This is a genomic window from Granulicella sp. L56, assembly GCF_009765835.1.
Lineage (GTDB): Bacteria > Acidobacteriota > Terriglobia > Terriglobales > Acidobacteriaceae > Edaphobacter.
In genome coordinates, this window is sequence record NZ_LMUS01000006.1 from 1,683,115 (window position 1) to 1,708,066 (window position 24,952).

Below are 24,952 nucleotides of genomic sequence, written 5' to 3' on the forward strand. Positions count from 1 at the left end.
TCATCTCGACCGGAGCGCAGCGTAGTGGAGAGACCCCTGTATTTGTTTTGTATCGCCATTAACCCCCACACTATCAATGACGTGATTCTTTTGGTCGAACGAGCCAATGCAAATACAGGGGTCTCTCACTGCGGCGTGCGATAAAGCTGCACGCCTTCGGTCGAGATGACGTGGTTTTGTGCGAAGGGGGTGGTTCAGGAATGTTCCACGTGGAACACTGCCTCTACTTCGAGACCGAGATATGGATGGAGCGGGGAATCCACGCAGTGGCCTCAGCGATAAAGCGGTGGAAGAGGGCGCGGGAGGCAGCGCTGATCTCATAGCTGCGCTCGGGATGCCACTGGACACCGAGAACGAAGTGGCTGCTGTCGGGCGTTTGGCCGCCCTCGACGGCTTCGATGACGGCGTCCTGCGGACAACGGGCCGAGACGCGGAGGCCGTCGCCGGGGATGCCGATGGCCTGGTGGTGGCTGGAGTTGACGGGCAGGCGGAGGTAGCCGTCCTGCTCGGGAGCCTCTTCAAGAGGAATCATGGTGGCGAGCAGGGAGTCGGGCGCGATGGCGGCAGTGTGGGCGACGGCCACGCTGCGCCCGGCGGGGTGGTTCACCGGCATGGGGGCGAGATGCTGCACGAGGGTGCCGCCGCGCCAGACGTTCAGCGACTGCGTGCCGAAGCAGATGGCGAAGATGGGCTTATAGAGGTTGTGGGCGTCCTGAATGAGCAGCTCGTCTACATTCTCGCGGCCCGCGTCGGCTGGTTTGCACTCGGGGACGGGGTCGTGGCCGTATTTGTGCGGGTTGACATCGGCGGGGCTGCCGGGCAGCAAAACGGACTGGCAGGTGTTGATGAGGTCGGCGGTCTGACGCGGGGAGAGGTTGAGGGGGATTTCTACGGGGTGGCCGCCTGATTTTTCGATGGCAGCGGCGTAGACGGGCCAGGCAATGCGGTTGTACTCGGCGTCGGTGCTGGTGGGGAGCGGAATGGCGATGCGCGGCTTCATAGCTGGTCTTTATGATACGGCTTACGGCTTAACGACGATCTACACCGGTGGCACCGATTAAGGACGGTTTCAAGCAGCGGAAATATCTGAGAACGCAACGCGACGACCAACAAACGCGAAGGCAAACAGAAGAACGGCTGTGAGCCAGGCACCAAGGCTGACAGGGGCAGGCACGTACATGGCGATCGCAACGCCACTCACGATCAGCGTTGCGGAGAGAACACCAAATTGCCACATGCCGTACATAAAGATGAATGGAAGATAGTGAGCCCCCAGGACAATCATGAACGCTGGATAGAACCATACGGGGTGAAGTGCTGCAATGCCGATCACCAGCGGCAGCGTCAACGGCAGAGTGAACGCGACCTGGATCCCAAGTGCGTTCATGGGGTGTCCCTTGGGCAAGGCGTAGGCATGCCCCATGCTACGGAGCAGCAGTTGGGTCAGAGGAAAGATCAGGAACCCACCTAGAATGAGGATCCACTCTCCAAGCAGGAATGAGTGCCATGTGCACGCTGCAGCGGACACAGACCACAACACAGCCGAGACGAGCTGACCCGCAAAGCCGCCCATGAACGTTTCGCGAACATCTTTCTGCGCGGCGACGATTTCCATGACGCCATCATAGCGGCAGGGGCGCTTTTTATCCTCAAGATATAGTTTTGGTGATTCGAGCAAAACGCAGATTCCCTTCGGGAATGACAAACCATAGGGGTTCCTATTCCCTGGTCCCTGGTCCATGCTCCCTGTGGTGCTGCATATAAGTGGTGGTGATGACTTCGCGGAGACGCTGGGTAAGGGCGTCGGCGTCGCGGGTGGTTAAGCCGGTGGTGGGGATGGGGTCGCCTACGATGATGGCCAATGGGCGCGGCGTGAGGTGGTAGGTGTGGATGGGGAGCAGCTCGTAGGTTCCGACCAGCGTGAGCGGGATGAGGGGGAGCTGCGCCTTGATGGCCATGTAGGCTGCGCCTGAGACGAAAGGTTGGGTCTCGCCGGTGGCAGCGCGGCCACCTTCAGGGAAAAGGACCAGGGGGAGACCGGCTTTAAGTGTGGCTACGCCGCGATTTAGGCTGACGATGGCGGAGCGGACGCCGGATTGGTCGACCGGGACCTGGCCGGAGCGGTTGAGGTACCAGCCAATAAAGGGGATCTTCCAGAGGGCCTGCTTGGCGAGGATGCGGAACTGGAAGGGCAGCTTGGCGAAGAGGACCGGGGTGTCGTAGTAGCTGAGGTGGTTGGAGGCGTAGACAGCACTCTCATGCTCGTGGAGCTTTTCGGCCCCGATGAGGGTGACGGGCGAGAGGCTGAGGAGGAGCAGGACCTTGGCCCAGGCGTGGGCGATGGCGTGTTGCTGGCGCCCGGACTTGTCCCACAGGCCGGCGATGAGCGAGACGCAGCCGAAGGCGATGGTGGCGAGGGCAATCAGAGGCAAGAGCAGGAGGTAGGTCAGCCAGGGGAGGAGGCGGTTCTTTGACGGGATTTGCGGGTCGCCCAGCTCGGAATCTGACTTGGAGTTCTGTGGTGGTTCGGGCGAAATACAGGGGTCTCTCCACTCCGCTTCGCTTCGGTCGAGATGACGTGCTTCTGTTGCAGCTCCGGATCGGCCACTTTGGTCGAGATGACGTGCTTTTACTGCCTCGTCAATCGGCTCGCTCATGCGGGGCTGTCCCCCGAGGTGAGGGCCAGGTTGCGGACCTCGCCTACGAGGTAGACCGAACCGGTGGCGATGATGATGCCGTCGGGTGGGGTGACCGCGCGGGCTTCAGCGAGAGCGGCGGCGATGTGCGGCGCGGCGTGGGCGGGGATGTCTAGGGCGTGGGCGGCGGCGAGCAGATCGGAGAGCGAGGCGGCGCGCGGGTTGTCGATGGGGGCGAGCAGGACGTGGTCGCGGACGCGGTCGGGGTCGCCGCTGTTGGAGTCGAAGAGAGGGAGAAGGATCTGCGACATTTCTTTGAGCGACTTGTCGCGGAGACAACTGAAGATCAGGGTGCGGGGCTGGGCGGAAGGAAGCTGGGCGATGGCGGCGCGGAGGGTCCAGGCACCGGCGGGGTTGTGGGCCACGTCGAGCAGGAGCGGCGGATGGCCGGGGATGAGTTCGAGACGGCCGGGCCAGCTTGTGTTGCGGATTCCTGCTTCGATCGCGGTGTTGGTGATTTTGTAACTGGTTTGGTTACTTGTAGTGTTTGATTTGTAACTAATCTGGTTGCGTAATGCTACTGCGGCTGCTATGGCCAGGGCGATGTTGCGTTGCTGGTGCTGGCCGTGGAGCGGGGAGTTTATTTCGAGGGGTTGGTGGTCGAGGGTCAGGGTGTAGTGGTTGGGGGGGAGGGTTTGTGGGGCTTCGGAAACCCACGTCTCAGAATCGAGACGTGGGGCACCCGGTTGTTGTGCTGCGGGAACTCTGGTGGGGGGGACGAAGGGGGCGGCGCTGATGGCGGTGAGGTTGAGGGTGGCGGCGGCTTCGCCGATGGCCTGGTTGGCCTCGGGGTGCTGGGGCAGGGTGATGAGGGTTCCGTTGGCGCGGAGGATGCCTGCCTTTTCGCGGGTGATGGCGGCGATGGTGTCGCCGAGGTAGTCCTGATGGTCGAGTGCGATGTCGGTGATGATGGAGAGGAGCGGCTCGACGATGTTGGTGGCATCGAGACGGCCTCCGAGGCCGACTTCGAGGACGGCGACTGCTACGCGCAGGGCGGAAGGCGCCTCCGGCGCGGAATCTGAGGCGGAGTCTTCTGCCTGACCGGCGAAGTAGAGGAAGGCGAGGGCGGTGAGGACTTCGAAGAAGCTGGGGTGGTGAGGCAGGGCGCCTTCGAAGACGAGGCGGTTGGCGGCGTCATCAACCTGGAAGTAGAGGCGGGCGAAGTCTTCGTCGGAGATCTGGATGCCGTCGATCTGGATGCGCTCGTTGACGCGGATGAGGTGCGGCGAGGTGTAGAGGGCGGTGCGGTAGCCGGCGGCGGTGAGGATGCTGGCGAGGGTGGAGGCGGTGGAGCCTTTGCCGTTGGTCCCGGCGATGAGGACGGAGGGGAAGGTGTTCTGCGGATCGCCGAGAGCGGCCATGAGGGCGCGCATGTGGGCGAGGTCGAACTTGCGGCGCGGCGCGGTGGGAGAGGGCTGTGTAAGCTCGTGGCCGAGCGCGTAGAGGTGATCGACCGCAGCGATGTAGGACATGGAGGTATTTTAGGCGATGAAAGGAAGGCTTAACACCGATTGCCGCCGATGATCACCGATTTAAGGCGGGCGACCATGGATGGGTGCGGATCAAGGACAAATACAGGGGTCTCTCCGCTGCGGCGTGCGGTGAAGCTGCACGCCTTCGGTCGAGATGACGTGATCTTTGCTGATCCGACCAGGATCATGTGTGTTTTTTGGAGCGAGTGGGTCTGTCGAGATGACGTGCGGTTGGGGCGAGGTCGCTCGGTTGAGAGGATGTGTCTCCTTGCCGATCAGATTGCAATGATGTGCGGGGCAGGACTTTCCATCTTTGTGTGCATGAATTTGCATCGTCATCGTTGGTACCTCCGCAGCGATGGGCAGTTATGCCGGGCTTTGCTATGTCCCTTGTATGGAAGGAAACGTGCAGCTATCTTCCGTACCTCTACGAGCTTTTATTTTAAAAGGACCTTCCCCATGCGCTTCCGCCATCTTATGGCTGCCTCAGTGCTTCTCCTGTTTCCGATTTTGGCTCGTGCCGACAGCTTTACTTACACCTTCAATGACACCTTCTCTGGCTTCAGCGTCATGGGAACGATCACGACGGATACGAACTCCGGTGTGGTGGCGACGAGCGACATTACCAGTTACGACATCATGCTGAACGACGGCACCTCCACGCTCTCTCTGACGCCTGCCGATTCTGGTTTCGCTGTCGTCGGCAACAGCGTGACGGCGACCGCCTCTGGGCTGTTCTTCAACTTTGACAACGTGAACAATGACCAATTGATCTTTCAGAGTCCTGCGGTCGGCACGGGCACGAACTATCTGTGCTATCAGGGCGTGGACGGCGGCTGCGATGATTTCCACGGCGCTCACGAGTCGGTCTCGATCGGCAATGACGGGCAGATCGTGGAGCCTCGGAGCGGGAACCTGGCGATTGCCTCGATACCGGTCGCGCAGACGCCGGAGCCGGAAAGCTTTGTCCTGCTGGGTACGGGGCTGCTGGGGCTGGCTGGCGTGGCGCGGCGCAGATTGATTTAAGCCGGGCAGGATTTTATCGACCCCGTCCTTGCGGTTTGCAGGATGGGGTCGAGAGGATTGGGTGTCGTCAGAAAACGGCCCCATTACTAAAGATCAATCGAGAGGTGACTGTAACCGCACAGGATTTGGACTAAGCTAGGTGCGCCTCTTGAAGGGGGATTCCGATGCGAATCAAGCTACTCGTCGCTGCCGTCGCTTTGCTCTCAGCCAGCCTTGCCGCCCATGCCACTACGGTTACTTACGACTTTACCTACTCTTCTACAACTGGGAGCCTGGCAGGTGAAACCGCCTCCGGAAACGGCTCCTTCGCCGTGAGCTATCCCTTCGGCACGAGAGGCGGGACACTCACCGCGTTTTCGTTCACCAATACCATCGACTCTTCCATCGGCGATTCGACCTTTGTCTATCGGTTCAATGATATTGATGCCGCTTCGAGCAACATCGTTCTCACCCTCGGCGGCGAGTCCATCGCGCTGGCAACGATTACAGCAGGAGCGCGCGGAACGAACACGAGCTGGGGTGCTGTTGACTTTGTGTTGAACATTGCTACCGATGGAGTGGTCACTGGCAGCACGTACTACGTGGGCAATGGGAATGCCCATTCTGCTGCCGACGGTACCACTGGCACAGGGACCGTCACCTTCGTAAGCACGGACGTTACCCCCGAACCTTCCAGCTTCGTTTTGCTGGGGACTGGCTTGCTTGGGATGGGCGGCCTCATCAAGCGGCGCATCGCCTGAGCGCGATGTGACTTTGATGGCGCTTCGTAAACCCACGTCCCAGAAGCGGGACGTGGGGCACCCTGGCCAGAGGGTTTTCCTCCGGATGTGGTTTTGGTGGTTCGAGCAAAACGCAGATTCCCTTCGGGAATGACAAACAAAGGATGCGTGCGGTTGGGGGTGGCGTGATGGGTGGTGGTGCCCCATGTCCCAGAAGCGGGACATGGGGCACCCGACTCAGTTGCTGGACATGCGCTGGTGTGGGTTGGTGTGGCGGGGGTAAAGCAAATATGCTGTAGATACCGATATGAGCGAGCAGATTAAGATTCAGCTTCCTGATGGTTCCGTGCGCGAGGTTCCGCGCGGTACGACTCCTTTTGATATAGCGACGAGCATCTCACCGCGGCTGGCGGCGGTGGTGGTGGTGGCGCGGGTTAAGCCGCTGCGGAAACCCACGTCTCAGAATCGAGACGTGGGGCACCCGGTTTCGGGGGAGGAGTCGGAGGCTTCGATGTATGGGGCGGCGGCTGGTGGGGAGCGGCTGGTGGATTTGTCGGCTCCGCTCGATGAGGATGTTGCGCTGGAGTTGTTGAAGGAAGGCGATGAGGCGTCACTGAAAGTCGTCCGGCACTCGGCGGCGCATGTGATGGCGACGGCGATTCTGGAGCTGTTTCCTGAGACCAAGCTGGGGCATGGACCGGCGACCGATGCCGGGTTCTTCTATGACGTCTATCGGGAGACCCCTTTTAGCGATGAAGATTTAGCCGCGATTGAGAAGCGCATGGCTGAGGTCGTGGCGCGTGACGAGAAGTTTGTGCGCGAGGAAGAGCCGCGCGAGAAGGGGCTGGACGACTACGCGAAGCAGGGCGAGTTCATGAAGGTCCACTTCATCGAGCGGTTTACGCAGCCCGGTGATGAGATCTCTTTGTATAAGAACGGCGGGTTTACGGACTTTTGCCGTGGGCCGCATGTGCCTTCGACGGGGCGGGTGAAGGCGTTCAAGGTGACGAGCGTTGCCGGTGCTTACTGGCTGGGTGATGAGAAGAACAAGCAGTTGCAGCGGATTTACGGCACCGCGTTTTTTAATGCAAAGGATTTAGATGCTCACTTCAAGCGGCTGGAAGAGATCAAGGCTCGCGACCATCGCGTGCTGGGCAAGCAGCTCGATCTTTATTCGATCCAGGAGGTGGCGGGCTCGGGTTTGATCTTCTGGCATCCGAAGGGCGGCCTAATTCGCAAGACGATGGAAGACTGGATGCGCGATGAATGTATCCGTCGCGGTTACGAATTGGTTTATACGCCACACATCATGCGGCGCGAGATGTGGAAGATCAGCGGGCACGAGGAGAACTACGGCGAGAACATGTATCCGGCCATGGAGCTGGACGACGCGGAGTATCGGCTGAAGCCGATGAACTGCCCCGGCCACATCCTTATCTATAAGAACTCGCCGAAGAGCTACCGTGATTTGCCTGTGCGTTATGCGGAGCTGGGGAACGTTTATCGGTATGAGCGCAGTGGCACGATGCATGGCCTCTTGCGCGTGCGTGGCTTTACGCAGGACGACGCGCACATCTTCTGCACGCCGGAGCAGATCGAGGGCGAGATCGCAGGCTGCATTGATTTTGCGGAGTCGGTGCTGAAGACGTTTGGATTTGAAGAGTTCAAGGTGGAGCTTTCGACGTGGGACCCGATGGACAAGAAGTTCATCGGCAGCGCGGAGCGGTGGGACGGCGCGGTGGGCTCGCTGACGAAGGTGCTCGACGCGAAGGGAATACCGTACAAGATCATTCCGGGCGAGGCTGCGTTCTATGGGCCGAAGATCGATATCAAGCTGGTGGATGTGCTGGGGCGGATGTGGCAGTTGTCGACGGTGCAGTTCGACTGGAACCTGCCAGCTCGTTTCGACCTGCACTACAAGGGCGAGGATGGCGAGCTGCATCAGCCGGTGATGGTGCATCGTGCTTTGTTTGGGAGCGTCGAGAGATTTTTCGGCGTGCTGATTGAGCACTATGCCGGTGCGTTTCCGATGTGGCTGGCTCCGGTGCAGGTGGGGCTGGTGCCGATCTCGGAGAAGCATCTGGAGTATGCGAACGCGGTGAAGGCGAAGCTTGAGGCCGCCGGGATCCGGGTGGAGCTGGATGCTCGGAATGAAAAGATGAATGCGAAGATCCGCGAGTTCACCTTGCAGAAGGTTCCGTTCGTGCTGGTGATGGGCGATAAGGAAGCGGCGAGTGAAGCAGTGAGCGTAAGGACGCGGGGCAAGGGCGATGAGGGCAGCGTTTCGCTCGATGCGTTTATCGAGCGGGCACTTGGGTTGGTGACGGGGCAGGGCGTAGCTTTGTAGATGTGCTTTTGTTGCTGGCTTCGGTCGCGAGGACTTGCGGTTGCAGCTTTGGATTGGTTGATGCGGATCATCAATAAAGGTGATGCCGTAGCCGTCCTGTAACTCTCGCGTGAGATAGTACGGTACTGATCCGATAAAGTCTGCGTCTAATCACTCATACTGCAAAGCTTCGTCGCGCAGAGCACGGATCAGGCGGGCTGGTGGTTTCTACTCCCCAGGAGGCGTGATCGGAATGTTTGTGGTCAGCGACAGGATTCATGTCAATGCGCCCATCGAGCGATGCTTTCTGCTGTCTACGAATCTGGAGCTGGTGAAGCACTCGCTGAGGATGAAGCTGGTGCCGCACCAGTCGAGCAGGGCGGGCGGGCTTGTGGAGAGCGGCGACCGGCTTATGTGGCAGGGGTGGGCGTTTGGTCTGCCGCATCAGCATGAGAGCCTGATCACACGGTACGAACGGCCCGATTTCTTTCAGGACACGATGGAGCGGGGACGGTTCAAACGGTTTCAGCACGATCATTTCTTCGCCGAGATCGGCGGACGGACGCTTCTGAGTGACAAGGTCCGGTTCTCTTTGCCGCTGGGAGGGGTGACGCGGCCGCTGGGACGGTTCCTGGTGACGCCTTATGTTTCCAAGCTGCTGCGACACCGGCTGGAACTGCTGAAGCGGGTGGCGGAGAGCGATGAGTGGAAGCAGTATCTGCCTGGATAGAGTTGAGTCTGCGGCTGGAACAACGACAAATACAGGGGTCTCTCCACTGCGCAACGGACGATAACGCTGTCCGCTGCTCCGGTCGAGATGACGTGCCTTTTGTTGTGTGCTCCGAAGAAACGAGGTGTTTTGTTACTGCGTTCCGCGTTAGTCATGCCTTGTCGCAGCTTTTATGTCTCCATCGATGTAATCTCGCCGTGGCGAAGCCATGAAGGCCGGTGCAGGCATCTCACTGAGATGAGGTGTTGCGAATGAAGGCAATCGTTCTGCATGAATACGGCGGGCCGGACAAGCTGAAGTATGAAGACGTGGACGATCCGGTGGCGGGCGAGGGCGAATTGCTGGTGCGGCTGGCGGCGACCAGCGTCAATCCGATCGATTACAAGATGCGGAGCGGAGCGGCGAGGGAACACTTTCCAGTGGAGTTTCCAGGCATTCTTGGCAGAGATATCGCCGGAATTGTGCGTGCGGTGGGGCCGGGCGTGAGCGGGTTCGCGCCGGGCGACAAGGTGATCGCACTGGGCAAGCGATCTTATGCGGAGCTGGCCGTGGTGAAGGCGCAGGACGCTACGCTTGCCCCCGAGGGACTGGACCTGGTGGAGGCGGCGGCGCTGCCGCTGGTGACGCTGACCGGGGAGCAACTGGTGACGCGCGGGACGGGGATCAAGTCGGGACAGACGATTCTGGTTTCGGGCGCCCTGGGCGGCGTGGGCCGAAGCGCGGTGTGGACGGCGAAGAAGGCTGGGGCCACCGTGATTGCCGGGGTGAGGAAGGGCCAGTTGAAAGAGGCGCAAGGCATCGGGGCCGATGAGGTGATTGCCTTGGACGATACCTCCGCGATGGAGGAGCTGGGCTTTGTGGATGCGGTGGCCGATACTGTAGGCGGCAAGACGGCAGAGATGCTGCTGGCCAAGGTGAAGCAGGGCGGCGTCTTCGGCTCGGTGCTGGGGCCTCCAGCGAATGCGAAGATGCACCCGACAGTGAAGGTGACGCCGGTGATGGCGGTGCCGGATGCGGCGGCGCTGCGGTCGATGGCGGAAGATGTTGCGGCGAAACGATTTTCGATTCCGATTGACCGGATGATTCCGCTGGAAGAGGCCGGGGAAGGGCAGGCGGCGGCGGAGAAGGGCGGGATTGGCAAGGTTTTGCTGCTGGCTTAGTGGCTGGGATTGCGCCGGAAGGGCTGGGGAAGGGAGTGCAAATACAGGACTCACTCCACTGCGCCACGGACGATAAGCTGTCCGCTCCTCCGGTCGAGATGACGTGTTTTTTTTGCTTGCTGCTCGGGTCGAGACGGCGTATTTTTGCTGCTTCCTATAGATAAGACGGGCCTTGAGGGTTGGGTTGGTTGCGAGGATGGGGTTTTAGGTATTTGATAGATTCTTCAGGGGTCAGATTGCTTTTGGGCCGTTCAAGCTGTCTAACAAGGTACGGGGACGGGCTGACAGAGCTATGGAAACAATTCGACTGACAACTTGGATGGATGCGCCGATGGAACGGTGCTTCACACTGGCGACGAGCATCGATCTTCTCCTGGCGGCAGCGGCAGAGACGCAGGAGAAGGCGATTGGCGGCGTGACGTCGGGCCTGATCGGCGAAGGCGAGTCGGTGCGGTGGCGCGGGCGGCACCTTGGCCGGTGGCGGACCCACACCTGCAAAGTCGATGGCTGGCGGCCTTTCAGCTACTTTCGCGAGGTGATGACGGACGGACCGTTCGTGCGGTTCGAGCATGAGCACCACTTCGCGGTGATGGATGACGGGACGCGGATGCGGGACGAGATCCACTTTGCCGCCTCGGGCATGATGGCGCGGATGGTGGAGAAGGTCGCGCGACGGCATTTGATCTCCATCCTGCGGAGGCGGAATGCGCTGATCAAACGCACGGCCGAGTCGGAGGAGTGGCGCAGGTATCTGGAGGGGAACGCGGTGACGCCGAGCACGGATCGCGTGCAGAACGAGAGCCGCGTTGAACGATGGGACAAGAGTGCTGTGGGCGGGTGAGTGGGGTGTGGGTTGGGTGGGAAGGACAGGCAACGACAAGGGCAAAATACAGGGGTCTCTCCACTGCGGCTTCGCCTTCGGTCGAGATGACGTGAAGTTATTGTTGCTGCCTGGGTTTTGCCTTCAATCGAGATGACGCGCGTTTCCTCTCGGCAGATGAGAGATATATCGCATTAAGCATATTTTTTATTGCTGGACCGCTGTGATCTGCTACCCTATTTCCGCACCTCGAAAACCTGCGCTAAGACTTGAGGGAGCTAGGTTTAAGCCTCGCTCAAGCCAAAATATTTTATCTTCTTCAGGAGCTAGTGAATGCTGATTCGCTCGTCGTACGTTCGTAAACTTACTCTCGGAATCTTGTCTGCTCTAACCCTCGCTTTGAGCATGGCCCCTGCCGCCGTTGCGCAGGACGACCTGGCTGCGGGACTTAAAAAGAGGTTCCGGATTACCGAGATCAATATGCAGGGAGTCGCGGCCAATCCGGGAACGGTGATGACCATCGAGGCCGACGGCATCAACGCCGAACCCTATCCTACGATGATGACGTTTGAGAACCCTGTGGTGGATGGGCAGGTGAAGCAGCGCTCCAAGGGCCTCGGCCTGCTGCGGAGCAATAATTCGCAGGTGCTGCAGCCCGGCCAGAAGGTCTATCTCACCAAGATCAACATCAGCAGCCAGAGCCATGACGACGATCTGAAGGTCACCTTCCTGACGTGCGATGCGGTGCTGGCCACGTTTACAAATGGAACCTACGGCGGCCAGTATCAGGCTGCGAAGCGGTATTCGGGGACGCTGGCGTTCAAGCTGCCTAAGGGCGCGCTGGCGGAACTGTCGGTGGACGATGCGGCAAAGATGATCGAAGCGGTTCTGTCGGAGAATGCCGCGGACCAGGTGCGGGCGCGTGACTCGGGCACGGTTGCCCGCTCGTGCGAGCCGCATTGCGCCGTTTCGACGACCACGGGCACCGTTGTAGGAAACGCAATTGTCGCTCAGCCCGGCGCGCCGGCTCAGGCTGCCGCTCCGACGATCGCACTGGGACAGACGATCGATCAGGTGACCGGGACCATGGGTGCGCCACAACAGATCATCGATCTGGGTGCGAAGAAGATTTATAAGTATCCCGATATGAAGGTTATTTTTATGAACGGCCAGGTCAGCGACGTGCAGTAGCGTTGCTGAAATGAAATCAGGACGCCCTGTCTTTTCGCGAAGTTCGTCGCGAGATGGCAGGGCGTCTTTGTTTCTCTGGCGGGATTTTGTCGTCGCGCGAAAAGCGAAATACAGGGGTCTCTCCACTCCGCTTCGCTCCGGTCGAGATGACGTGCTTTGCTTGCTGCTGCCTTTTCGCAGCGGTCGAGAGGACGTGGGTTTTGTGGTTCCCTTCCGGCTGGATAACCCGTCCGTCGCCCTGCTCCCTAAGCCCTATTTTTAGCGGCGGCGGAAGGTCTTGCGGATGGCGTGGGTGCGGTCGTTGGTGGAGGGGCGCTCTGGCTCGATGGGCTGCTGGCCTTCGGGGTAGGCGACGACGAAGCGGCGCGGGCCGTCGCTGCTGGAGGCGGTGGGCAGGCCGCTGGCGGCAAGGGCGAGGTGGAGCAGGCGGCGCTCGCGGGAGTTCATCGGCGGGAAGGCGTAGGAGCGATTGGTGGCGCGGACACGCTCGGCTCCGGTCTGGGCGATGAGTTCAAGCTCGGCGTTGCGGAGGGCCTTGAAGTTTTCGGCGTCGAAGGAGATGCGGTCGTGCTGGTCGGGCTCGAAGCGGAGGACCTTGGCGGCGAGGTGCTCGATGGAGTGGAGCAGCTCGGCGTTGCGGGCGGTGAGCAGCGGGGTGTCGGGGCCGGTGAATTCGACGGAGATCTCGGGGGAGGGTGCGGGGGGTTGCGTTTCTGTTTGTGCCGGGGTTTGCACTTCTGTTTGCACTTGGCCGTTGCAGGCTAGAATTTTAAATTCGAGGCTCAGACCGCTGGAGGTCAGGAGGGCCTGCAGGAATTCTTTTATCTTTTCGATCTGCTCGTCTGTGTGGCCTGGGTCGTTGATTGAAGTCATCTCCGTACTCTGTCGAGAATTATCGTCTCATGCCGACTGCATGGCTTGCCAGTCTTTGCGCCGCGGAGGGGACGAACAGGCAACGGCACGGGCGAAATACAGGGGTCTCTCCACTGCGCTGCGCTTCGGTCGAGATGACGTGGTTCAGGCAGGCACCCGCAAAACGCCCTCCGAGGTCCACCCCAACGGTACGTCATCTCGACCGGAGGCGGCGCACTTGCCGCTGTAGTGGAGAGACCCCTGTATTTTGTCTTTGCTGGTTGTCCGGAAGCTGGCATACTTTCTGCCATGCCGGAGATCTCTTATGTCTACATCCTTGCCAGCGGTTTTAAGCACCTCTACATTGGCGTGACAACGGAGCTTGAGGTTCGCGTTCTCCAGCACAAAAATGGCTCTTTTCCCGGCAGCTTTACTGAGAGATACAACATCAAGCAGCTTGTTTACTTTGAGCGCTTCGCCGATCTTCATGCGGCGATTGCTCGGGAGAAACAGTTGAAGCGGTGGTCACGGGTGAAGAAGATTCGGTTGATTGTGGGGAAGAATCCTGCTTGGCGCGATTTGAGCGAGGAGTGGGGTGGGCCGGTTGAACCGTTTCGGGAGGAAGAGCTCAGGGCGCCGGTTACGTTTTCTTCGGGGTCGGGTGGGTGAGGGCCAAAGGCAAGGGCGAAATACAGGGGTCTCTCCACTCCGCTTCGCTTCGGTCGAGATGACGTGCCTTTTGCTGCTTCGGTTGAGGTGACGTGCTTTTTTTGCTGTTCCGGTCGAGATGACGTGCTTTTTTGCGAGGGTGAGCGGTTGAGGTGACGTGCTTTTTTGGGGGTGCCTCGTTGCAGTGAAAGACGGCGTGGTTAGGACCACGCCGTCTTGAAACTACTGCTTGCCCTGGATGACTTTGCCGGTGCCTGCCTTGCGGCGGGCGCGCTTGGCGGCGATCTCGCGCATCTCTTTGCCGAGGCTGGTGCGGTTCATCACAGCCTGCTGGATGATGCCGATGAAGTTGCCGACCGCCCAGTAGAGGGCGAGTCCGGCGCCGTAGTACCAGGTGAACCAGCCGGAGATGGCAGGCATGGTGAAGGCCATCATCTTCTGTTGCTGGGGATCGACGCCGGGAGACGGGGTGTACCACTGCACCAGGAACTGGCTGACAACCATGAGGATTGGCAGAATGTGCCAGGGGTCCGGCGCCTGCAGGTCGGGGATCCAGAGCCAGTGAGCGTGGCGCAGCTCGACCACGCGGGGCAGCATGCCGTAGAAGGCATAGAGCAGCGGCAGGGTGATCAGCGTCGGAATACAGCCGCCGAACATGTTCACACCGTTGTCCTTCTGGAGCTTCATGATCTCGGCGTTCATCTCGGACTTTTTGGGGTCGGTGGCCTTGTACTTCTTATAGCGCTCCTTGATGACGTTCATCTGGGGCTGGATGCGCTGCATCTTCAGGCCGTTCTGCATGGTCTTGATGCGGAAGGGCAGCATGAGGATGTTGATCAGGACAGTAAGGATGATGATGGCCCAACCCCAGTTGGAAACTCCGGCAGAGTGGATGTACTGGAGGCAGATGAAGAGGGGCCTGGCGATCACGCTGAAGAAGCCGAAGTCAACGAGCGACTCCAGGTTGGGGCCGTTATTGGAGGCCTTGATGGCCTTGAGAACGCTCATGGCCTTGGGGCCGACGAAGACGCGCGTCAGCGTGTGGCCGCCGGTGTCGGCGATTCCCGCGCCGAGCACAGGGACGTTGACCGGGCCCTTGGACATGCTGATGCCGGATTTGTGGATGGTCTTGCTGACGTCGATCTCGTTCTTGGTGGTGGCGAGGACAGCGGAATCGGGCGAATCGGGCAGGAAGACGGCGGCGAAGAAGGCTTCGCTGGAACCGGCCCAGGCGATAGGCCCGGCGGCGGTGCCGCCGTTGGTGACCTTCTTCTGCGCGAGGTGCTCGGTCTTGCCGTCGATGCTGGAGTCGATCTGGGCGCTGGCGTAGCCGGTGGAGTCGACCTGGTCGCCGAAGCCGCCGGGCCACATGAGATAGGCGCGGACGGGCTGGCCGTTTTGCGTGACCTCGACATCGGCGTGGAGGACGTAGGTCTCGTCGAAGGAGAAGGTCTTGGTGACGGTGAGGTCGCCTGCGGAGTATTTGAAGGTGAGTGTGGCAGGAGCGGCGAGGTTGCCGGTGGCCGAGGGAACGTAGAGCGCGTTGGCGAGCGTCGTGGTCAGGGCCGGGTCGGAGGTGTAGAGCGAGAGCGGATAGCCGTACTTCGCGGCGGCCTGCTGGTGAACGATGTCGAGCGGCTGGCCCTTGTCGTCCTTGAAGACTCCGCCGCCGGGCTTCTTCTTGAGGATCCAGCTTGTGACCTCGCCACCCTTATTGGAGAAGGTGATGCGGTAGAGCTCGTTCTCGATGACGGTGGTGGAGGCGGCAGTGGCCTGAACGGCAGGCAGAGCGGCTTTGGCCTTGTCAGATTTGGCGGCAGCACCGGCAGCGGAGGAGGACGAGGTGGGCTGCGTTGCGGCGGGTGCGGCGGCGGCCGGGGCGCTGCTCTGGGTGGCAGCGGGAGATTCCGGTTTGGTCTTGGACGTGTGGAAGTATTGAATGCCGAAGAAGACTGCGATCAAGACGAGCATCATGAGGAGGAACGAGTTGTTGTCCTGTCCGCCCTGCTGATTGGGGTTTTTAAACTCTGCCAAGGAGATTTCCTATTCTTTTGCCGAAGCGATGGCTTGGGGCAGCGCTGAGGCTGCACCTCGCTCTATGGTAAATGGTCTGTGTGAATGGAGACGGAATTGAGCTGGCTGAAAGTTGCGGGAGTGGGCTTCGTAAACCCACGTCCCAGAATCGGGACGTGGGGCACCCGGGGTTTGGGAGGGGGAAATCCGCTGCGGCTTCGGCCTGCGGTCAGTGGGCTGAATTTGGAGGCCTGGGGTTCCGGGTGGGGACGGGATCGAGGCCTCCTTTGGCGAAGGGGTGGCAGCGGGCGAAGCGCTTGAGGGCCAGCCAGGAGCCTCGGACGGGGCCGAAACGGACCATGGCGACGTAGGCGTATTCGGAGCAGGTGGGTAGATAGAGGCACTGCGAGGGGCTGAAGGCGTGCAGGATGGGCGAGACGACGGTCTTGTAGAGGCCGAAGGCAAAGCGGATGGCGAGGCTGGGTTCGGGTTCGGGCATGGAGGAACGGCGTCTCTATCGATTTCGCCTAATTGCTATAGCGATTTTCGCCGATTTGGGGGATTCATGGCGATAAAGCTAAGGCGAGTTCGTTGAAAGGGGAGTGAGAATTCGATCACCCGCTGCAATTTTGCACATCAGTAGGACTCGGCCTCTCATTCCGCGCGCAGGACCTCGGTGGGGTCGGTCCTCAGCGCGCGAAGCACGGCGGGCAGTGTGGCAACCAGCGCGGTGAGCAGAATGGCACACGTTGGCAAAGCGATCATGTCCGCATCGGTTGCTTTGACCTGGTAGAAAAGCGACTCGACATAACGCGCCGCGCCGAGTCCGAGTGCGATGCCCGCGCAACCTCCGAGCGCGATCATCAGGAAAGCATCGACGGTCACGATGCGCACGATGCCGGCACGAGTCGAGCCAATCGCCATGCGGATACCGATCTCGCGGCGGCGCTGGAGGACGGAGTAGTTGAGCACAGCGTAGAGTCCGATGCCGGCGAGGAGCAGAGCGACGACGGCAAAGAAGGCGGCGAGCATGGCGATCAGACGCTCGCGAATGGTCTGGTCGCGGAAGAGGTCGAGCTGCGTGGTGATGTTCGAGACGCGAAGGCCGTTGTGGCGCTGGGCGATGAGCTGGCGGAGGGAACCGGCGAGGGCGAGCGGGTTCTGGGTGTCGGTGTGAATGGTGAAGGTGGCAAAGTCTACGGCCTTAGGAACGGATTGGTTGTCTACTTTATCGATTTCGGCGAAGGGAACGCAGAAGACGGGTCGGTTGGGCTCGCGCAGGTCGCGGTAGGGAACGTCAGGGGTGACGCCAACGATCTGGTTGGGAGGTTGATCGGCGGCGCCACGTGCAAAGGTGTGGCCGATGGGATTTTGGCCGGGGAAGAAGGTTTTGGCGAAGGTTTGGTTGACGATGGCGGCTCCCGGCGAGGTGTCGTCATGACTGAAGTCGCGGCCAGAGATGAGGGGGATCCTCATCGTCGAGAGCCAGCCGGGGGAGACGCTCAAAAAGAAGGCGGGAATTGGGCCGGGGAGCGCGTTGTTGATGGAGATGTTGCTGTTGATGGCGATCCGCCCGAGAAGGGGCCAGCGCGCGATGGCGACCGAGTTGACGCCGGGTACGGCACGGAGCGCCTCGGCAGTTTGATTCCAGACGACAGCGAGTTGGCCTTTACCGGCAACAGTTTCGAGCAGGAGGATGCGGTCGGTGGAGAAACCGAGGGGGCGATTTTGCAGGCGCTGGAACGATGCGACGAAGAGCGAAGACAGAAAGAGGACAAGGCAACAGAAAGCGACCTGAAGAGCGATGGCCCCGCGCAGGAGACGGCGTGGCGAGTGGGGATCTTCGCCACCTTTGAGGGCGGCGACGGGCCGGACGGCAGAGGCACGGAGAGCAGGAAGCAAGCCAAGCAATAGAACGACAAGGATCATGAGCCCGAAGCCGAAGAGGAGGACACGCCAGTCGGCGGGAAGGGCGAGGCGGGCCGGATTGTCGGGCGGATTGACGAGGCTGAGCACAAAGGGTGCGGACCATGCCGCAAACAATGCTCCCAGGACGGAAGCGAAGAGCGCGAGCAGCGCGCTCTGGGACAGGATGAGCTGGACGAGACGACGACGGCCAGCGCCGATGGAGATGCGGAGGGCCATCTCCTGGGAGCGAGCGGCGGCCTGCGCGGTCATCATGTTGGCGACGTTGACGCAGGCGATGAGCAGGACGAGAGCGACCAGGAGGCCGAGGATGCCCAGGAATCGGCGATAGTCCTTCTGGAGTTCGGAGATGCCGGCGCCGGCGGGAGAGATGGCGAGGGTCTGATTCAGATAGCGGTCAATCTCTGCCTGTGGCGCGCCGTGGAAGCTTTTGGTAAACGCGACATCGAAGACGTGGTTGACGGCAGAGAGGTGCTGGCGAAGCGGCTCGAGGGCGGTGGTCGGGTTAACGCCCGGTTTCAACATCAGGAAGATGCGGTGCCAGGGGACGTTGTCCTGGGTGGCGAAGCTGTTCATGCTGAGGGGCAGAAAGATGTCGGTGACGGTTCCTTTTTCGGTGCCGGTGAAATCGCGAGGGCCGACGCCGATGATCTCGAAGGTCTGGTTGCCGATGTGGATCGAGCGGCCAAGGACGTCGGGGTCGCGACCGAAGCGGCGATTCCAATAATCCCAGGAGAGTACCGCATAGGGACTGGCACCGAAAGCGCGGTCGTCGGTAGGGGCGAGCAGGCGGCCGAGTGAGGGCTCAAGGCCGAAGAGGGGGAACATGTTGCCGGAGGCAGAGACGACGTGGGCCTTCTCCATGTCGTCGTCGGTGGACCAGGTGATGTCGGTGCGGTCGGCGTCGCTGATGGCGATGAGGTCGGCCTGGTCCTTGACGGCGTCGCGCATGAGGTTGAAGTCCGGCGTGGCCCAGTGGTCGTCCTCGACTGGCTTGCCGTCGAAGCCGGTCATTTTGCGGGAGAGGACATAGAGGCTGCTGGAATGGGCGATGGGCAGCGGACGCCAGAGCAGAGCGTCGATGAGACGGAAGGCGGCGACGGAGGAACCGATGCCAAGCGCAAGGGAGAGCACAGCAGCCACGGTCATGACCTTGTTGCGGCAGAGCTGCCGCCAGCCGAAACGCATATCGGCGAGAAGCGACCCAAGCCATTCGACTGCACGAATGCTGTGGGCCGCCTCACGGACATGCAGTGCGGGGCCGAGTGCACGGCGCGCTTCAGTGGAGTCGCGGCCTGCGGCAATGGCTTCTTCGAGGTGTGACTGCAGCTCTTCGTCAATCTCACGATTCAAGCGCTCGCCGTGCAATGCATTCGAGATGCGCGACCACAAAGACATGTCAGGCCTCCCTTAGAACCCGGTTGATGGCCAGGCTGACTGACTGCCAGCGCGACTCTTCCGTTGCTAGTTGCTTTTTGCCTGCGGGGGTCAGTTCGTAGATCCGGGCGCGGCGGCCAGTGTCTTTCTTGATCCACTCCGCGCGAATCCAGCCCGCTTCCTCCATCCGATACAGCGCAGGATAGAGCGAACCTTCCTCTGCGCGCAGCACTTCGCCGGAGGTACTGGCGATGGCGGCCATAAGGGCGTATCCGTGAAGCCGCGGGCGCCGCGACAATATCTTGAGCACGAGCAAATCGAGTGAACCTTGCAGAGCATCTGTCCTGGCCATATTTAGATGTCTTTATATAGACATCTTAGTATGCGCGTCAATGAAAATATCTTTGACGCATTCAGGGAGATGCGATGAAGAAACCATCAGTTCAAGGAGTCGAGTCGACTGTAAATAAGTAGCGCGGTTTACTTATTCGCTACCCGGATGGAGGGGTCCAGGCCGTCGCTATTTTTGCCGCGTGCGGGGTAAGTCGTAAGGGTGTTTAGGCGTCGTACGCGAACCGGCGATGAGAATATCGACGAGGCGGCGGGCGCTTTGGTCTGATTAAGTCCCCAGTAAATTCCCTGAAAGGCTAACGCCTCTTTGCGTAAGAAGGACTTACGACGCGGCTGAGGGGCTCAAGGAGAGAGCAGGTGACATGTGTGGGTTGAAAAACTTACACTCACACGCGTGAGAATAAAGATCCTGTTTGCCGCTCTCTTTGCAGCTCTCCTGATGCCCGCGCTCGCCTCGACTGTCTTTGCGCAAGACACCAACGCGTTTCTTGGCCGTTGGGACATGACGGTTACGCCTGCCGACGGCACGCCTTATCCGCAGTGGATGGAGCTTACGGAGGTTGGCGGAAAGATTGAGGGCAAGGTTCAGCCGAGGGGCGGTGCGTGGCATCCGATCGTGGGCGCGCATGTGGAGTCGGGCAAACTGATCGTGGAAGTTGGGGAGGCGGGGTCTGGTTCCGCGATCGACTGGGAGCTGACGTCTCCCAGCGCAGGTACGCTGACCGGCGTGGAGAAGCGCGGCGACACCGATGGCCCGACGCTCGCTGGCGTGAAGGCTCCTTTGCTGGACCGGCCCGTGCCGAAGAAGTGGACCAAGCCTCGGGCAATCTTCGACGGCAAAGATCTTAAGGGTTGGGAGCCGATTGAGCATGTCGAGAACAACAAATGGGTGGCGCGCGATGGCGAGCTGGTGAATGACAATCCCGAGGTGCCCGGTCAAAGAATGCGCCCAGCGGCCAACATCATGACGACGGAGAAGTTTCAGGACTTCAAGCTGCATATCGAAGTGAACTGCCCGGAGGGCGGGAACAGCGGCATCTATCTGCGCGGCCGCTATGAGTTGCAGGTGGGCACCGAGGGCGGCAAGATTCCGTCGCATGAGATGGGCGCGATCTATAGCTGGTATGCGCCGCCTGCGGGCTCGGCAAATGATCTTGGAAGATGGACGACGTTCGATGTCACGCTGGTGGGCAGGCATGTGACGGTCTTGCGCGATGGCAAGATGTACCACGATAATGTCGAGCTTCCCGGCCCGACTGGGGGCGCTCTGGATAGCAATGAGGCCGAGCCGGGGCCGTTCTATCTGCAGGGGGACCACCACGGTGTTATCCAGTACCGCAACATCACGATTTCCGTTCCGAAGAAGTAAGACTTGGAAACGATGATGAGAACGGACTTGCTGCGCTTCAACGGTGCTGTCGAACGCGATCCCGCCATCGATGCGTGGATGAAAGAGCACAGCGGTGAATTGGGGGCCATCGCGCGGGAGTGGTTTGAAAGAATGCGAAGGTGCGGGGACGAAGTCCGGGAGATCCTGCATGACGGCTGTCCGGTCGCATGTCTGGGCGATGCGCCCTTCGGCTACGTCAATGTATTCACCTCGCATGTCAACGTGGGGTTCTTTCAGGGGGCAGCGCTGCCGGATCCGGACGGCTTGTTGCAAGGCACCGGCAAGTTTATGCGCCATGTGAAGCTGAGACCGGGAACAGCCACGGACGCCGCATCGCTCCGCAGGCTGATCGAGGCGGCGTACACGGACATCAAGGCGCGCGTAGAAAACGGCTAGCTCAGAGAGGCACATGCTGAAGCCGCTTAGAAGGAGACGCGTGAATGAAAATGAAGGCGGTTCTGATAGTCGGTGTTTCAATGACTGTTCTCTCTGCTTCAGGTCAAGTACCGAAGCCCGGCTTCGGTGATGAGGGCTGTCCTGAAACATCCTTGTTCGCTGAGAGCGCAAGCATTTCAGGCGATGACTTCATAGAAGTGCATCGGATGCACTGCTCTACCAACTGCCCCCTCTACACTGTTCGCGTGTATGGGGACGGCAGGCTGGCATGGCACGGGGACAAAGCCGTGAGTTCAATGGGGGACGCCACCGCGAGGGTAGATGCAGGACAGGCTCAAACTCTCATTGCGAATGCCCGGCAATTGGGTTTTGGAGGCCTCTGCGATGAATATGTCATGCGCGCTTTTGACGGCTCAGTCTCTATCACTTCACTGAGGATTGGAGGTCGAGTGAAGACCGTTGCCAATGCTGCTCCTAGCAATGCTCCTTCTTGGTTGTACAAGCTAGACGAGCAGATTGCAGCCTTGAACGCTGTGCAGAACCTGATTGGGGTGAAGCAGGATCATCCCCAGCCCCAGAGGTAAATTAACGCCGAAATCTTGGTTTGCGGCGAGGAAGCCCACTGCCGAATTAGTCCCGTGATGTCGGCTGCTTCTCCTGATAGTCAACTCAATGAAGCCGTGTGGAGGGTTCCTTCATCTGAAGTGAAGGACACCTATGCTTGATCACATTTTCATTTCTGTAAGCGAGGTCGAGCGTTCGATTTCGTTCTATACGGCAGCGTTAGCTCCGCTCGGCATCACCAAGCGCGTTGACTATGACGGCAAAGACGGGCCGCCTGGTCATCCCGACCTGAAAGGGTTTGGGGCAAATGGCCGCATCTTCTTTTGGCTTCGACAGGGTTCGGCCGACAGCCGTGCCGCGCACATCGGTTTTGTAGCGAAGAGCCCGAGTGAAGTCGATGCCGCCTATGCGGCCGCGATGGCCGCGGGAGCCACGGACAATGGCGCACCCGGAGCGCGGCTGTACTATGACCCGCGCTACTACGCGGCGAATGTTCTGGACCCGGACGGCTACAGCCTCGAATTCGTCTATAAGAGCTGGCAGCACTAATCTGTTCTGAGCGCGCGCACCGGATCGACTGACGCCGCACGGCGCGCGGGAATTATCCCCGCCACGCAGGCCGCCGCCAGCAGTATCCCCACCGCCGCCACCAATGCACCGTTGCTTACCGTCGTTAGTTCGTACAGTTGTGACTTGACCAGCGTGACTCCGTAGAAGGCCACAGGGATGCCGATGGCGAGCCCGAGCAGTGTCTGCAACAACGCGCTGCGAAGGATCATTGCTACGACTCCGCTGCGATCTGCACCGAGTGCCATGCGGATGCCAATCTCGCTCGTCCTCCGCGCCACTGTGTACGAAGTCACCCCATAGAGGCCAACCGTTGCCAACAGGAGCGCGAGGCCGCCGAACAGCGTCATCAAGGTCGACAACATCTGCTCGTGCGTGAATCTGCCTGCGATCTGTGCATCGAAGGTCTCGAATTTCTGCATGGCCAGATTGGGATTGATCTCCATCAGCGTCCGCCGCGCAATCGACTCCATATCGCTTATTGGATGTGCCGTCTCCACCACAATGGCGCCTGCGTATCCTGCTTCGGATGGCTGGGTCAGAGGCCCGAAATACATGGGGTGCGCCCCGTTCCAGCGCACGTCGGTATAAGACGTTCCTTGGACTACGCCTACAATCTCGTAAGGCTTGGCAGGGTCTCCTCCAGCAGTAAAGCGGTGTCCGATCGGGTTCTCTCCCGGCTTGAAGAGCGCTTTCACAAAGTCCTCGTTGACCACGGCAACATGCGGCGAAGTAGCCGTGTCCTGCACGGTGATTCCGCGTCCCATCAGCACACGCGTTCCCACCGAATCGAAGTACTCCGAATTCACGATGATGTTCGTAGCAGACTTGTGCAGGTTCGGCTGCCCCACCAATTGGATTCCGTAGCCGTCATTGTTGCCTTCCATCGGCGTATAGGTGCTTACGCCTACTTTCACCACGTCCGAAATTGCATGAAACCGCTCTTCAAGGAGGCGGTAAAGCGCGTTCACCTGCTCATCCTTATATCCCGCCGCTTGTGCGTTGATATGGACGATATAACGGTTCTTTGACTGCAGCTTCATGTCCGTATGCTGGAGCCTGCCAAGGCTCTGCGAAAACAGAGCCGCGCCCACCAGAAGCACAACCGACAACGCTGCCTGCAGCACCACCAGCCCGCGTTGCAGCAGTGAAGCGCCGCCGGTCGTCGTCCGCGTGCCGTTGCGTAAGGCATCGGCTGGCGGAGCTTTGGCGCCTATCAGCGCCGGAGCCAAGCCAAACAGTACGCCTGTCGCCATCGACACGCACATCGCAAATAACAGCACCTCCGTCGAAGGACGGGAGCTGATCGGCACATGCTGATCGCCGGGAAACGCGAGCATCAGCAACAGTCGTGCTCCGCCGTACGAAACCGCCAGGGCCGTGATGCCGCCTACCCCCGCCAGCAGCAGGTTCTCCGTGAGCAACTGCCGAACAATCCTCGAACGCATCGCGCCCAATGCCGTCCGCACGCTCATCTCCGTCTTCCGCTGCATCCCACGCACCAGCAAAAGGTTGGCAATGTTGGCGCACGCAATCATCAGCACCAGTGCGGCGATCCATATCAGCAGCTTCAGATTGGAAGCGTAGTTTTCCTGCATCGACTGCGTGCCTGCACCACCTGCGGTCAGCACTAAATGCGTCTTTGCGATATCTGCGGCGGAAAAGTCAGGGTATGTCGCGTACACGCGCTTGAGTTGCGCGCTTAACTTCTCCTGCAACGGAGCCAGCGCAACTCCCGGCTTCACCCGCCCGATGATGTCCAGCCAATTCTGCGCCGGGTCACGCATACTCTTTCCACCGGCCTCATCGGGCATGGTTGCAATCGGCAGGTAGAAATCGGGTGGCGTACTCGAGATGCGATCACCGTAGAAACCTTCGGGCGCCACACCGACCACCGTTACCGCCTTTGTATTCATCCAGAAGGTGCTGCCGACGACCGAATCATCGCCGTTGTAGACGCCCCTCCATGTCGCATAACTCATCACCGCAACCAGTGGTGCACCAGCAACATCATCCGTGTCGGAGAGGAGCCGTCCCGTTACAGGCTGCAGCCCAAACATGCGGAAGTAGTTTCCAGAGACGAACTCTCCCATCCGCGGCTTTGGAGCGTCCTGGCCTCCATCACGCCGTATGACAACGGGCCGATTCTCGAACCCCGCCTGCATCGCCGCCAGCTCTTCAAACTCCGGCGTATTCTTCTTCATCTGCTGATAGGTGTCGGTCGAAAACATGCTGTAGTCTCCGTCCTGGTTCGGCCCGGAGTTCTGGCAGCAGTCGGCACGGTCGCCAACTCGCACCAGCGCCCTGGGATCGACCACCGGCAGGTTCTTCAGCAGCACCGCTTTCACCAGCGTAAAAATGGCCGCATTCGCGCCAATCCCCAGCGCCAGGGTGAGGATCACGGTCACCGTAAATCCCGGAGCCTTCCACAACTGCCGCAGTGCGAAACGCGCATCCTGCATCAGGCCCTCCAACCATCCCCATCCCCACGCCGTATAGCTCTTCTCCTTGAGTGAGGTTGGATTGCCGAATCTGCGATACGCCGCGCGGCGTGACTCGGACGAAGCTACCCCTTCGTCTGTCTGCTCCTGCTCTCGCAGCTCCAAATGCAGACGCATCTCTTCTTCCAGATCTGCCTGAAACTGCTTCCGGTAAAACAACATGCGCAAACGGCGCAGCACTTCATGGATTTTGTTCATCGCTCGCT

Annotated in this window: 23 protein-coding genes; 13 read left to right on the forward strand and 10 right to left on the reverse strand. The window is 60.2% G+C overall.

The window, feature by feature from the left end:
• Nucleotides 1–223: 223 nt before the first annotated feature.
• From GSQ81_RS14775 to GSQ81_RS14790, 4 genes are all read right to left on the reverse strand, one after another.
• Nucleotides 224–1,000 (reverse strand): gamma-glutamyl-gamma-aminobutyrate hydrolase family protein, encoded by a 777-nt coding sequence (locus GSQ81_RS14775; protein ID WP_158911451.1) that lies wholly within the window; start codon nucleotides 998–1,000, stop codon nucleotides 224–226.
• Between the two features lie 69 nt (nucleotides 1,001–1,069).
• The gene (locus tag GSQ81_RS14780; protein ID WP_158911452.1) at nucleotides 1,070–1,705 is read right to left on the reverse strand and encodes a hypothetical protein; all 636 of its coding nucleotides are present in this window, start codon (nucleotides 1,703–1,705) and stop codon (nucleotides 1,070–1,072) included.
• A gap of 13 nt (nucleotides 1,706–1,718) precedes the next feature.
• A complete protein-coding gene (locus GSQ81_RS14785) occupies nucleotides 1,719–2,657 on the reverse strand; it encodes a 1-acyl-sn-glycerol-3-phosphate acyltransferase (RefSeq protein ID WP_158911453.1) in 939 nt (312 codons plus the stop codon).
• Nucleotides 2,654–4,168, reverse strand: a complete 1,515-nt coding sequence (locus tag GSQ81_RS14790; RefSeq protein WP_158911454.1) for a folylpolyglutamate synthase/dihydrofolate synthase family protein — start codon at nucleotides 4,166–4,168, stop codon at nucleotides 2,654–2,656. The genes GSQ81_RS14785 and GSQ81_RS14790 overlap by 4 nt, the downstream gene beginning before the upstream one ends.
• Before the next feature lie 477 nt (nucleotides 4,169–4,645).
• Between GSQ81_RS14790 and GSQ81_RS14795 the strand changes: the two genes are divergently transcribed.
• The 7 genes from GSQ81_RS14795 (at nucleotide 4,646) to GSQ81_RS14825 (ending at nucleotide 12,140) form a co-directional block, all read left to right on the forward strand.
• On the forward strand, nucleotides 4,646–5,194 hold the full coding sequence (locus GSQ81_RS14795) for a PEP-CTERM sorting domain-containing protein (RefSeq protein ID WP_254060212.1): 549 nt from the start codon (nucleotides 4,646–4,648) through the stop codon (nucleotides 5,192–5,194).
• Nucleotides 5,195–5,358: 164 nt separating this feature from the next.
• A complete protein-coding gene (locus tag GSQ81_RS14800; RefSeq protein ID WP_158911456.1) occupies nucleotides 5,359–5,934 on the forward strand; it encodes a PEP-CTERM sorting domain-containing protein in 576 nt (191 codons plus the stop codon).
• 286 nt (nucleotides 5,935–6,220) lie between these two features.
• A complete protein-coding gene (gene thrS, locus GSQ81_RS14805; RefSeq protein WP_158911457.1) occupies nucleotides 6,221–8,260 on the forward strand; it encodes a threonine--tRNA ligase in 2,040 nt (679 codons plus the stop codon).
• A gap of 232 nt (nucleotides 8,261–8,492) precedes the next feature.
• Nucleotides 8,493–8,969: an SRPBCC family protein gene (locus GSQ81_RS14810; protein ID WP_158912257.1), complete on the forward strand. Its 477-nt coding sequence runs from the start codon at nucleotides 8,493–8,495 to the stop codon at nucleotides 8,967–8,969.
• A gap of 251 nt (nucleotides 8,970–9,220) precedes the next feature.
• On the forward strand, nucleotides 9,221–10,129 hold the full coding sequence (locus tag GSQ81_RS14815) for an NADP-dependent oxidoreductase (protein WP_158911458.1): 909 nt from the start codon (nucleotides 9,221–9,223) through the stop codon (nucleotides 10,127–10,129).
• A 331-nt stretch (nucleotides 10,130–10,460) separates the two neighbouring features.
• Entirely contained in the window at nucleotides 10,461–10,970 is a 510-nt protein-coding gene (locus GSQ81_RS14820) for a cell division protein (RefSeq protein ID WP_158911459.1), read from the forward strand.
• A gap of 312 nt (nucleotides 10,971–11,282) precedes the next feature.
• Complete coding sequence (locus GSQ81_RS14825; protein ID WP_158911460.1) at nucleotides 11,283–12,140, forward strand: hypothetical protein; 858 nt, start codon at nucleotides 11,283–11,285, stop codon at nucleotides 12,138–12,140.
• A gap of 258 nt (nucleotides 12,141–12,398) precedes the next feature.
• Here the strand turns inward: GSQ81_RS14825 and GSQ81_RS14830 are convergent, their stop codons facing one another.
• Entirely contained in the window at nucleotides 12,399–13,013 is a 615-nt protein-coding gene (locus tag GSQ81_RS14830) for a R3H domain-containing nucleic acid-binding protein (RefSeq protein WP_158911461.1), read from the reverse strand.
• A gap of 40 nt (nucleotides 13,014–13,053) precedes the next feature.
• Here GSQ81_RS14830 and GSQ81_RS14835 point away from each other — a divergent pair, with 40 nt between their 5' ends.
• The gene (locus GSQ81_RS14835) at nucleotides 13,054–13,242 is read left to right on the forward strand and encodes a hypothetical protein (protein ID WP_158911462.1); all 189 of its coding nucleotides are present in this window, start codon (nucleotides 13,054–13,056) and stop codon (nucleotides 13,240–13,242) included.
• A 59-nt stretch (nucleotides 13,243–13,301) separates the two neighbouring features.
• Nucleotides 13,302–13,661: a GIY-YIG nuclease family protein gene (locus GSQ81_RS14840; protein WP_158911463.1), complete on the forward strand. Its 360-nt coding sequence runs from the start codon at nucleotides 13,302–13,304 to the stop codon at nucleotides 13,659–13,661.
• A 222-nt stretch (nucleotides 13,662–13,883) separates the two neighbouring features.
• Here GSQ81_RS14840 and yidC read toward each other — a convergent pair whose 3' ends face one another.
• The 4 genes from yidC to GSQ81_RS14860 all read right to left on the reverse strand — a co-directional run bounded on the left by yidC (nucleotide 13,884) and on the right by GSQ81_RS14860 (nucleotide 19,329).
• Nucleotides 13,884–15,695, reverse strand: coding sequence for a membrane protein insertase YidC (yidC, locus tag GSQ81_RS14845; protein ID WP_158911464.1), 1,812 nt, complete (start codon nucleotides 15,693–15,695; stop codon nucleotides 13,884–13,886).
• 208 nt (nucleotides 15,696–15,903) lie between these two features.
• Nucleotides 15,904–16,173, reverse strand: a complete 270-nt coding sequence (gene yidD, locus GSQ81_RS14850; RefSeq protein ID WP_158911465.1) for a membrane protein insertion efficiency factor YidD — start codon at nucleotides 16,171–16,173, stop codon at nucleotides 15,904–15,906.
• Nucleotides 16,174–16,328: 155 nt separating this feature from the next.
• Nucleotides 16,329–18,998: an ABC transporter permease gene (locus tag GSQ81_RS14855; RefSeq protein ID WP_158911466.1), complete on the reverse strand. Its 2,670-nt coding sequence runs from the start codon at nucleotides 18,996–18,998 to the stop codon at nucleotides 16,329–16,331.
• A 1-nt stretch (nucleotide 18,999) separates the two neighbouring features.
• The gene (locus tag GSQ81_RS14860) at nucleotides 19,000–19,329 is read right to left on the reverse strand and encodes a PadR family transcriptional regulator (RefSeq protein ID WP_158911467.1); all 330 of its coding nucleotides are present in this window, start codon (nucleotides 19,327–19,329) and stop codon (nucleotides 19,000–19,002) included.
• Between the two features lie 363 nt (nucleotides 19,330–19,692).
• Between GSQ81_RS14860 and GSQ81_RS14865 the strand changes: the two genes are divergently transcribed.
• The 4 genes from GSQ81_RS14865 to GSQ81_RS14880 all read left to right on the forward strand — a co-directional run bounded on the left by GSQ81_RS14865 (nucleotide 19,693) and on the right by GSQ81_RS14880 (nucleotide 22,227).
• Nucleotides 19,693–20,697 carry a DUF1080 domain-containing protein gene (locus GSQ81_RS14865; protein ID WP_254060213.1) on the forward strand — a complete coding sequence of 335 codons (1,005 nt, stop codon included), beginning with the start codon at nucleotides 19,693–19,695 and terminating at the stop codon, nucleotides 20,695–20,697.
• Nucleotides 20,698–20,709: 12 nt separating this feature from the next.
• Nucleotides 20,710–21,114 (forward strand): DUF1801 domain-containing protein, encoded by a 405-nt coding sequence (locus GSQ81_RS14870; RefSeq protein ID WP_254060214.1) that lies wholly within the window; start codon nucleotides 20,710–20,712, stop codon nucleotides 21,112–21,114.
• A gap of 44 nt (nucleotides 21,115–21,158) precedes the next feature.
• Complete coding sequence (locus GSQ81_RS14875) at nucleotides 21,159–21,698, forward strand: DUF6438 domain-containing protein (protein WP_158911468.1); 540 nt, start codon at nucleotides 21,159–21,161, stop codon at nucleotides 21,696–21,698.
• 133 nt (nucleotides 21,699–21,831) lie between these two features.
• Complete coding sequence (locus GSQ81_RS14880) at nucleotides 21,832–22,227, forward strand: VOC family protein (protein WP_158911469.1); 396 nt, start codon at nucleotides 21,832–21,834, stop codon at nucleotides 22,225–22,227.
• Here the strand turns inward: GSQ81_RS14880 and GSQ81_RS14885 are convergent.
• Nucleotides 22,224–24,944 carry an ABC transporter permease gene (locus tag GSQ81_RS14885; protein WP_158911470.1) on the reverse strand — a complete coding sequence of 907 codons (2,721 nt, stop codon included), beginning with the start codon at nucleotides 24,942–24,944 and terminating at the stop codon, nucleotides 22,224–22,226. The two genes, GSQ81_RS14880 and GSQ81_RS14885, sit on opposite strands and share 4 nt — an antisense overlap.
• Nucleotides 24,945–24,952 lie beyond the last annotated feature (8 nt).

What these genes read in the sequence shown, in the direction of transcription:
- GSQ81_RS14775 (WP_158911451.1), bottom strand. Translation starts at nt 1,000, where the DNA reads ATGAAGCCGCGCATCGCCATTCCGCTCCCCACCAGCACCGACGCCGAG.
- GSQ81_RS14785 (WP_158911453.1), bottom strand. Translation starts at nt 2,657, where the DNA reads ATGAGCGAGCCGATTGACGAGGCAGTAAAAGCACGTCATCTCGACCAA.
- GSQ81_RS14790 (WP_158911454.1), bottom strand. Translation starts at nt 4,168, where the DNA reads ATGTCCTACATCGCTGCGGTCGATCACCTCTACGCGCTCGGCCACGAG.
- GSQ81_RS14795 (WP_254060212.1), top strand. Translation starts at nt 4,646, where the DNA reads ATGGCTGCCTCAGTGCTTCTCCTGTTTCCGATTTTGGCTCGTGCCGAC.
- GSQ81_RS14800 (WP_158911456.1), top strand. Translation starts at nt 5,359, where the DNA reads ATGCGAATCAAGCTACTCGTCGCTGCCGTCGCTTTGCTCTCAGCCAGC.
- thrS (WP_158911457.1), top strand. Translation starts at nt 6,221, where the DNA reads ATGAGCGAGCAGATTAAGATTCAGCTTCCTGATGGTTCCGTGCGCGAG.
- GSQ81_RS14810 (WP_158912257.1), top strand. Translation starts at nt 8,493, where the DNA reads ATGTTTGTGGTCAGCGACAGGATTCATGTCAATGCGCCCATCGAGCGA.
- GSQ81_RS14815 (WP_158911458.1), top strand. Translation starts at nt 9,221, where the DNA reads ATGAAGGCAATCGTTCTGCATGAATACGGCGGGCCGGACAAGCTGAAG.
- GSQ81_RS14820 (WP_158911459.1), top strand. Translation starts at nt 10,461, where the DNA reads ATGGAACGGTGCTTCACACTGGCGACGAGCATCGATCTTCTCCTGGCG.
- GSQ81_RS14825 (WP_158911460.1), top strand. Translation starts at nt 11,283, where the DNA reads ATGCTGATTCGCTCGTCGTACGTTCGTAAACTTACTCTCGGAATCTTG.
- GSQ81_RS14830 (WP_158911461.1), bottom strand. Translation starts at nt 13,013, where the DNA reads ATGACTTCAATCAACGACCCAGGCCACACAGACGAGCAGATCGAAAAG.
- GSQ81_RS14835 (WP_158911462.1), top strand. Translation starts at nt 13,054, where the DNA reads ATGGCTTGCCAGTCTTTGCGCCGCGGAGGGGACGAACAGGCAACGGCA.
- GSQ81_RS14840 (WP_158911463.1), top strand. Translation starts at nt 13,302, where the DNA reads ATGCCGGAGATCTCTTATGTCTACATCCTTGCCAGCGGTTTTAAGCAC.
- yidD (WP_158911465.1), bottom strand. Translation starts at nt 16,173, where the DNA reads ATGCCCGAACCCGAACCCAGCCTCGCCATCCGCTTTGCCTTCGGCCTC.
- GSQ81_RS14855 (WP_158911466.1), bottom strand. Translation starts at nt 18,998, where the DNA reads ATGTCTTTGTGGTCGCGCATCTCGAATGCATTGCACGGCGAGCGCTTG.
- GSQ81_RS14860 (WP_158911467.1), bottom strand. Translation starts at nt 19,329, where the DNA reads ATGGCCAGGACAGATGCTCTGCAAGGTTCACTCGATTTGCTCGTGCTC.
- GSQ81_RS14870 (WP_254060214.1), top strand. Translation starts at nt 20,710, where the DNA reads ATGATGAGAACGGACTTGCTGCGCTTCAACGGTGCTGTCGAACGCGAT.
- GSQ81_RS14875 (WP_158911468.1), top strand. Translation starts at nt 21,159, where the DNA reads ATGAAAATGAAGGCGGTTCTGATAGTCGGTGTTTCAATGACTGTTCTC.
- GSQ81_RS14880 (WP_158911469.1), top strand. Translation starts at nt 21,832, where the DNA reads ATGCTTGATCACATTTTCATTTCTGTAAGCGAGGTCGAGCGTTCGATT.
- GSQ81_RS14885 (WP_158911470.1), bottom strand. Translation starts at nt 24,944, where the DNA reads ATGAACAAAATCCATGAAGTGCTGCGCCGTTTGCGCATGTTGTTTTAC.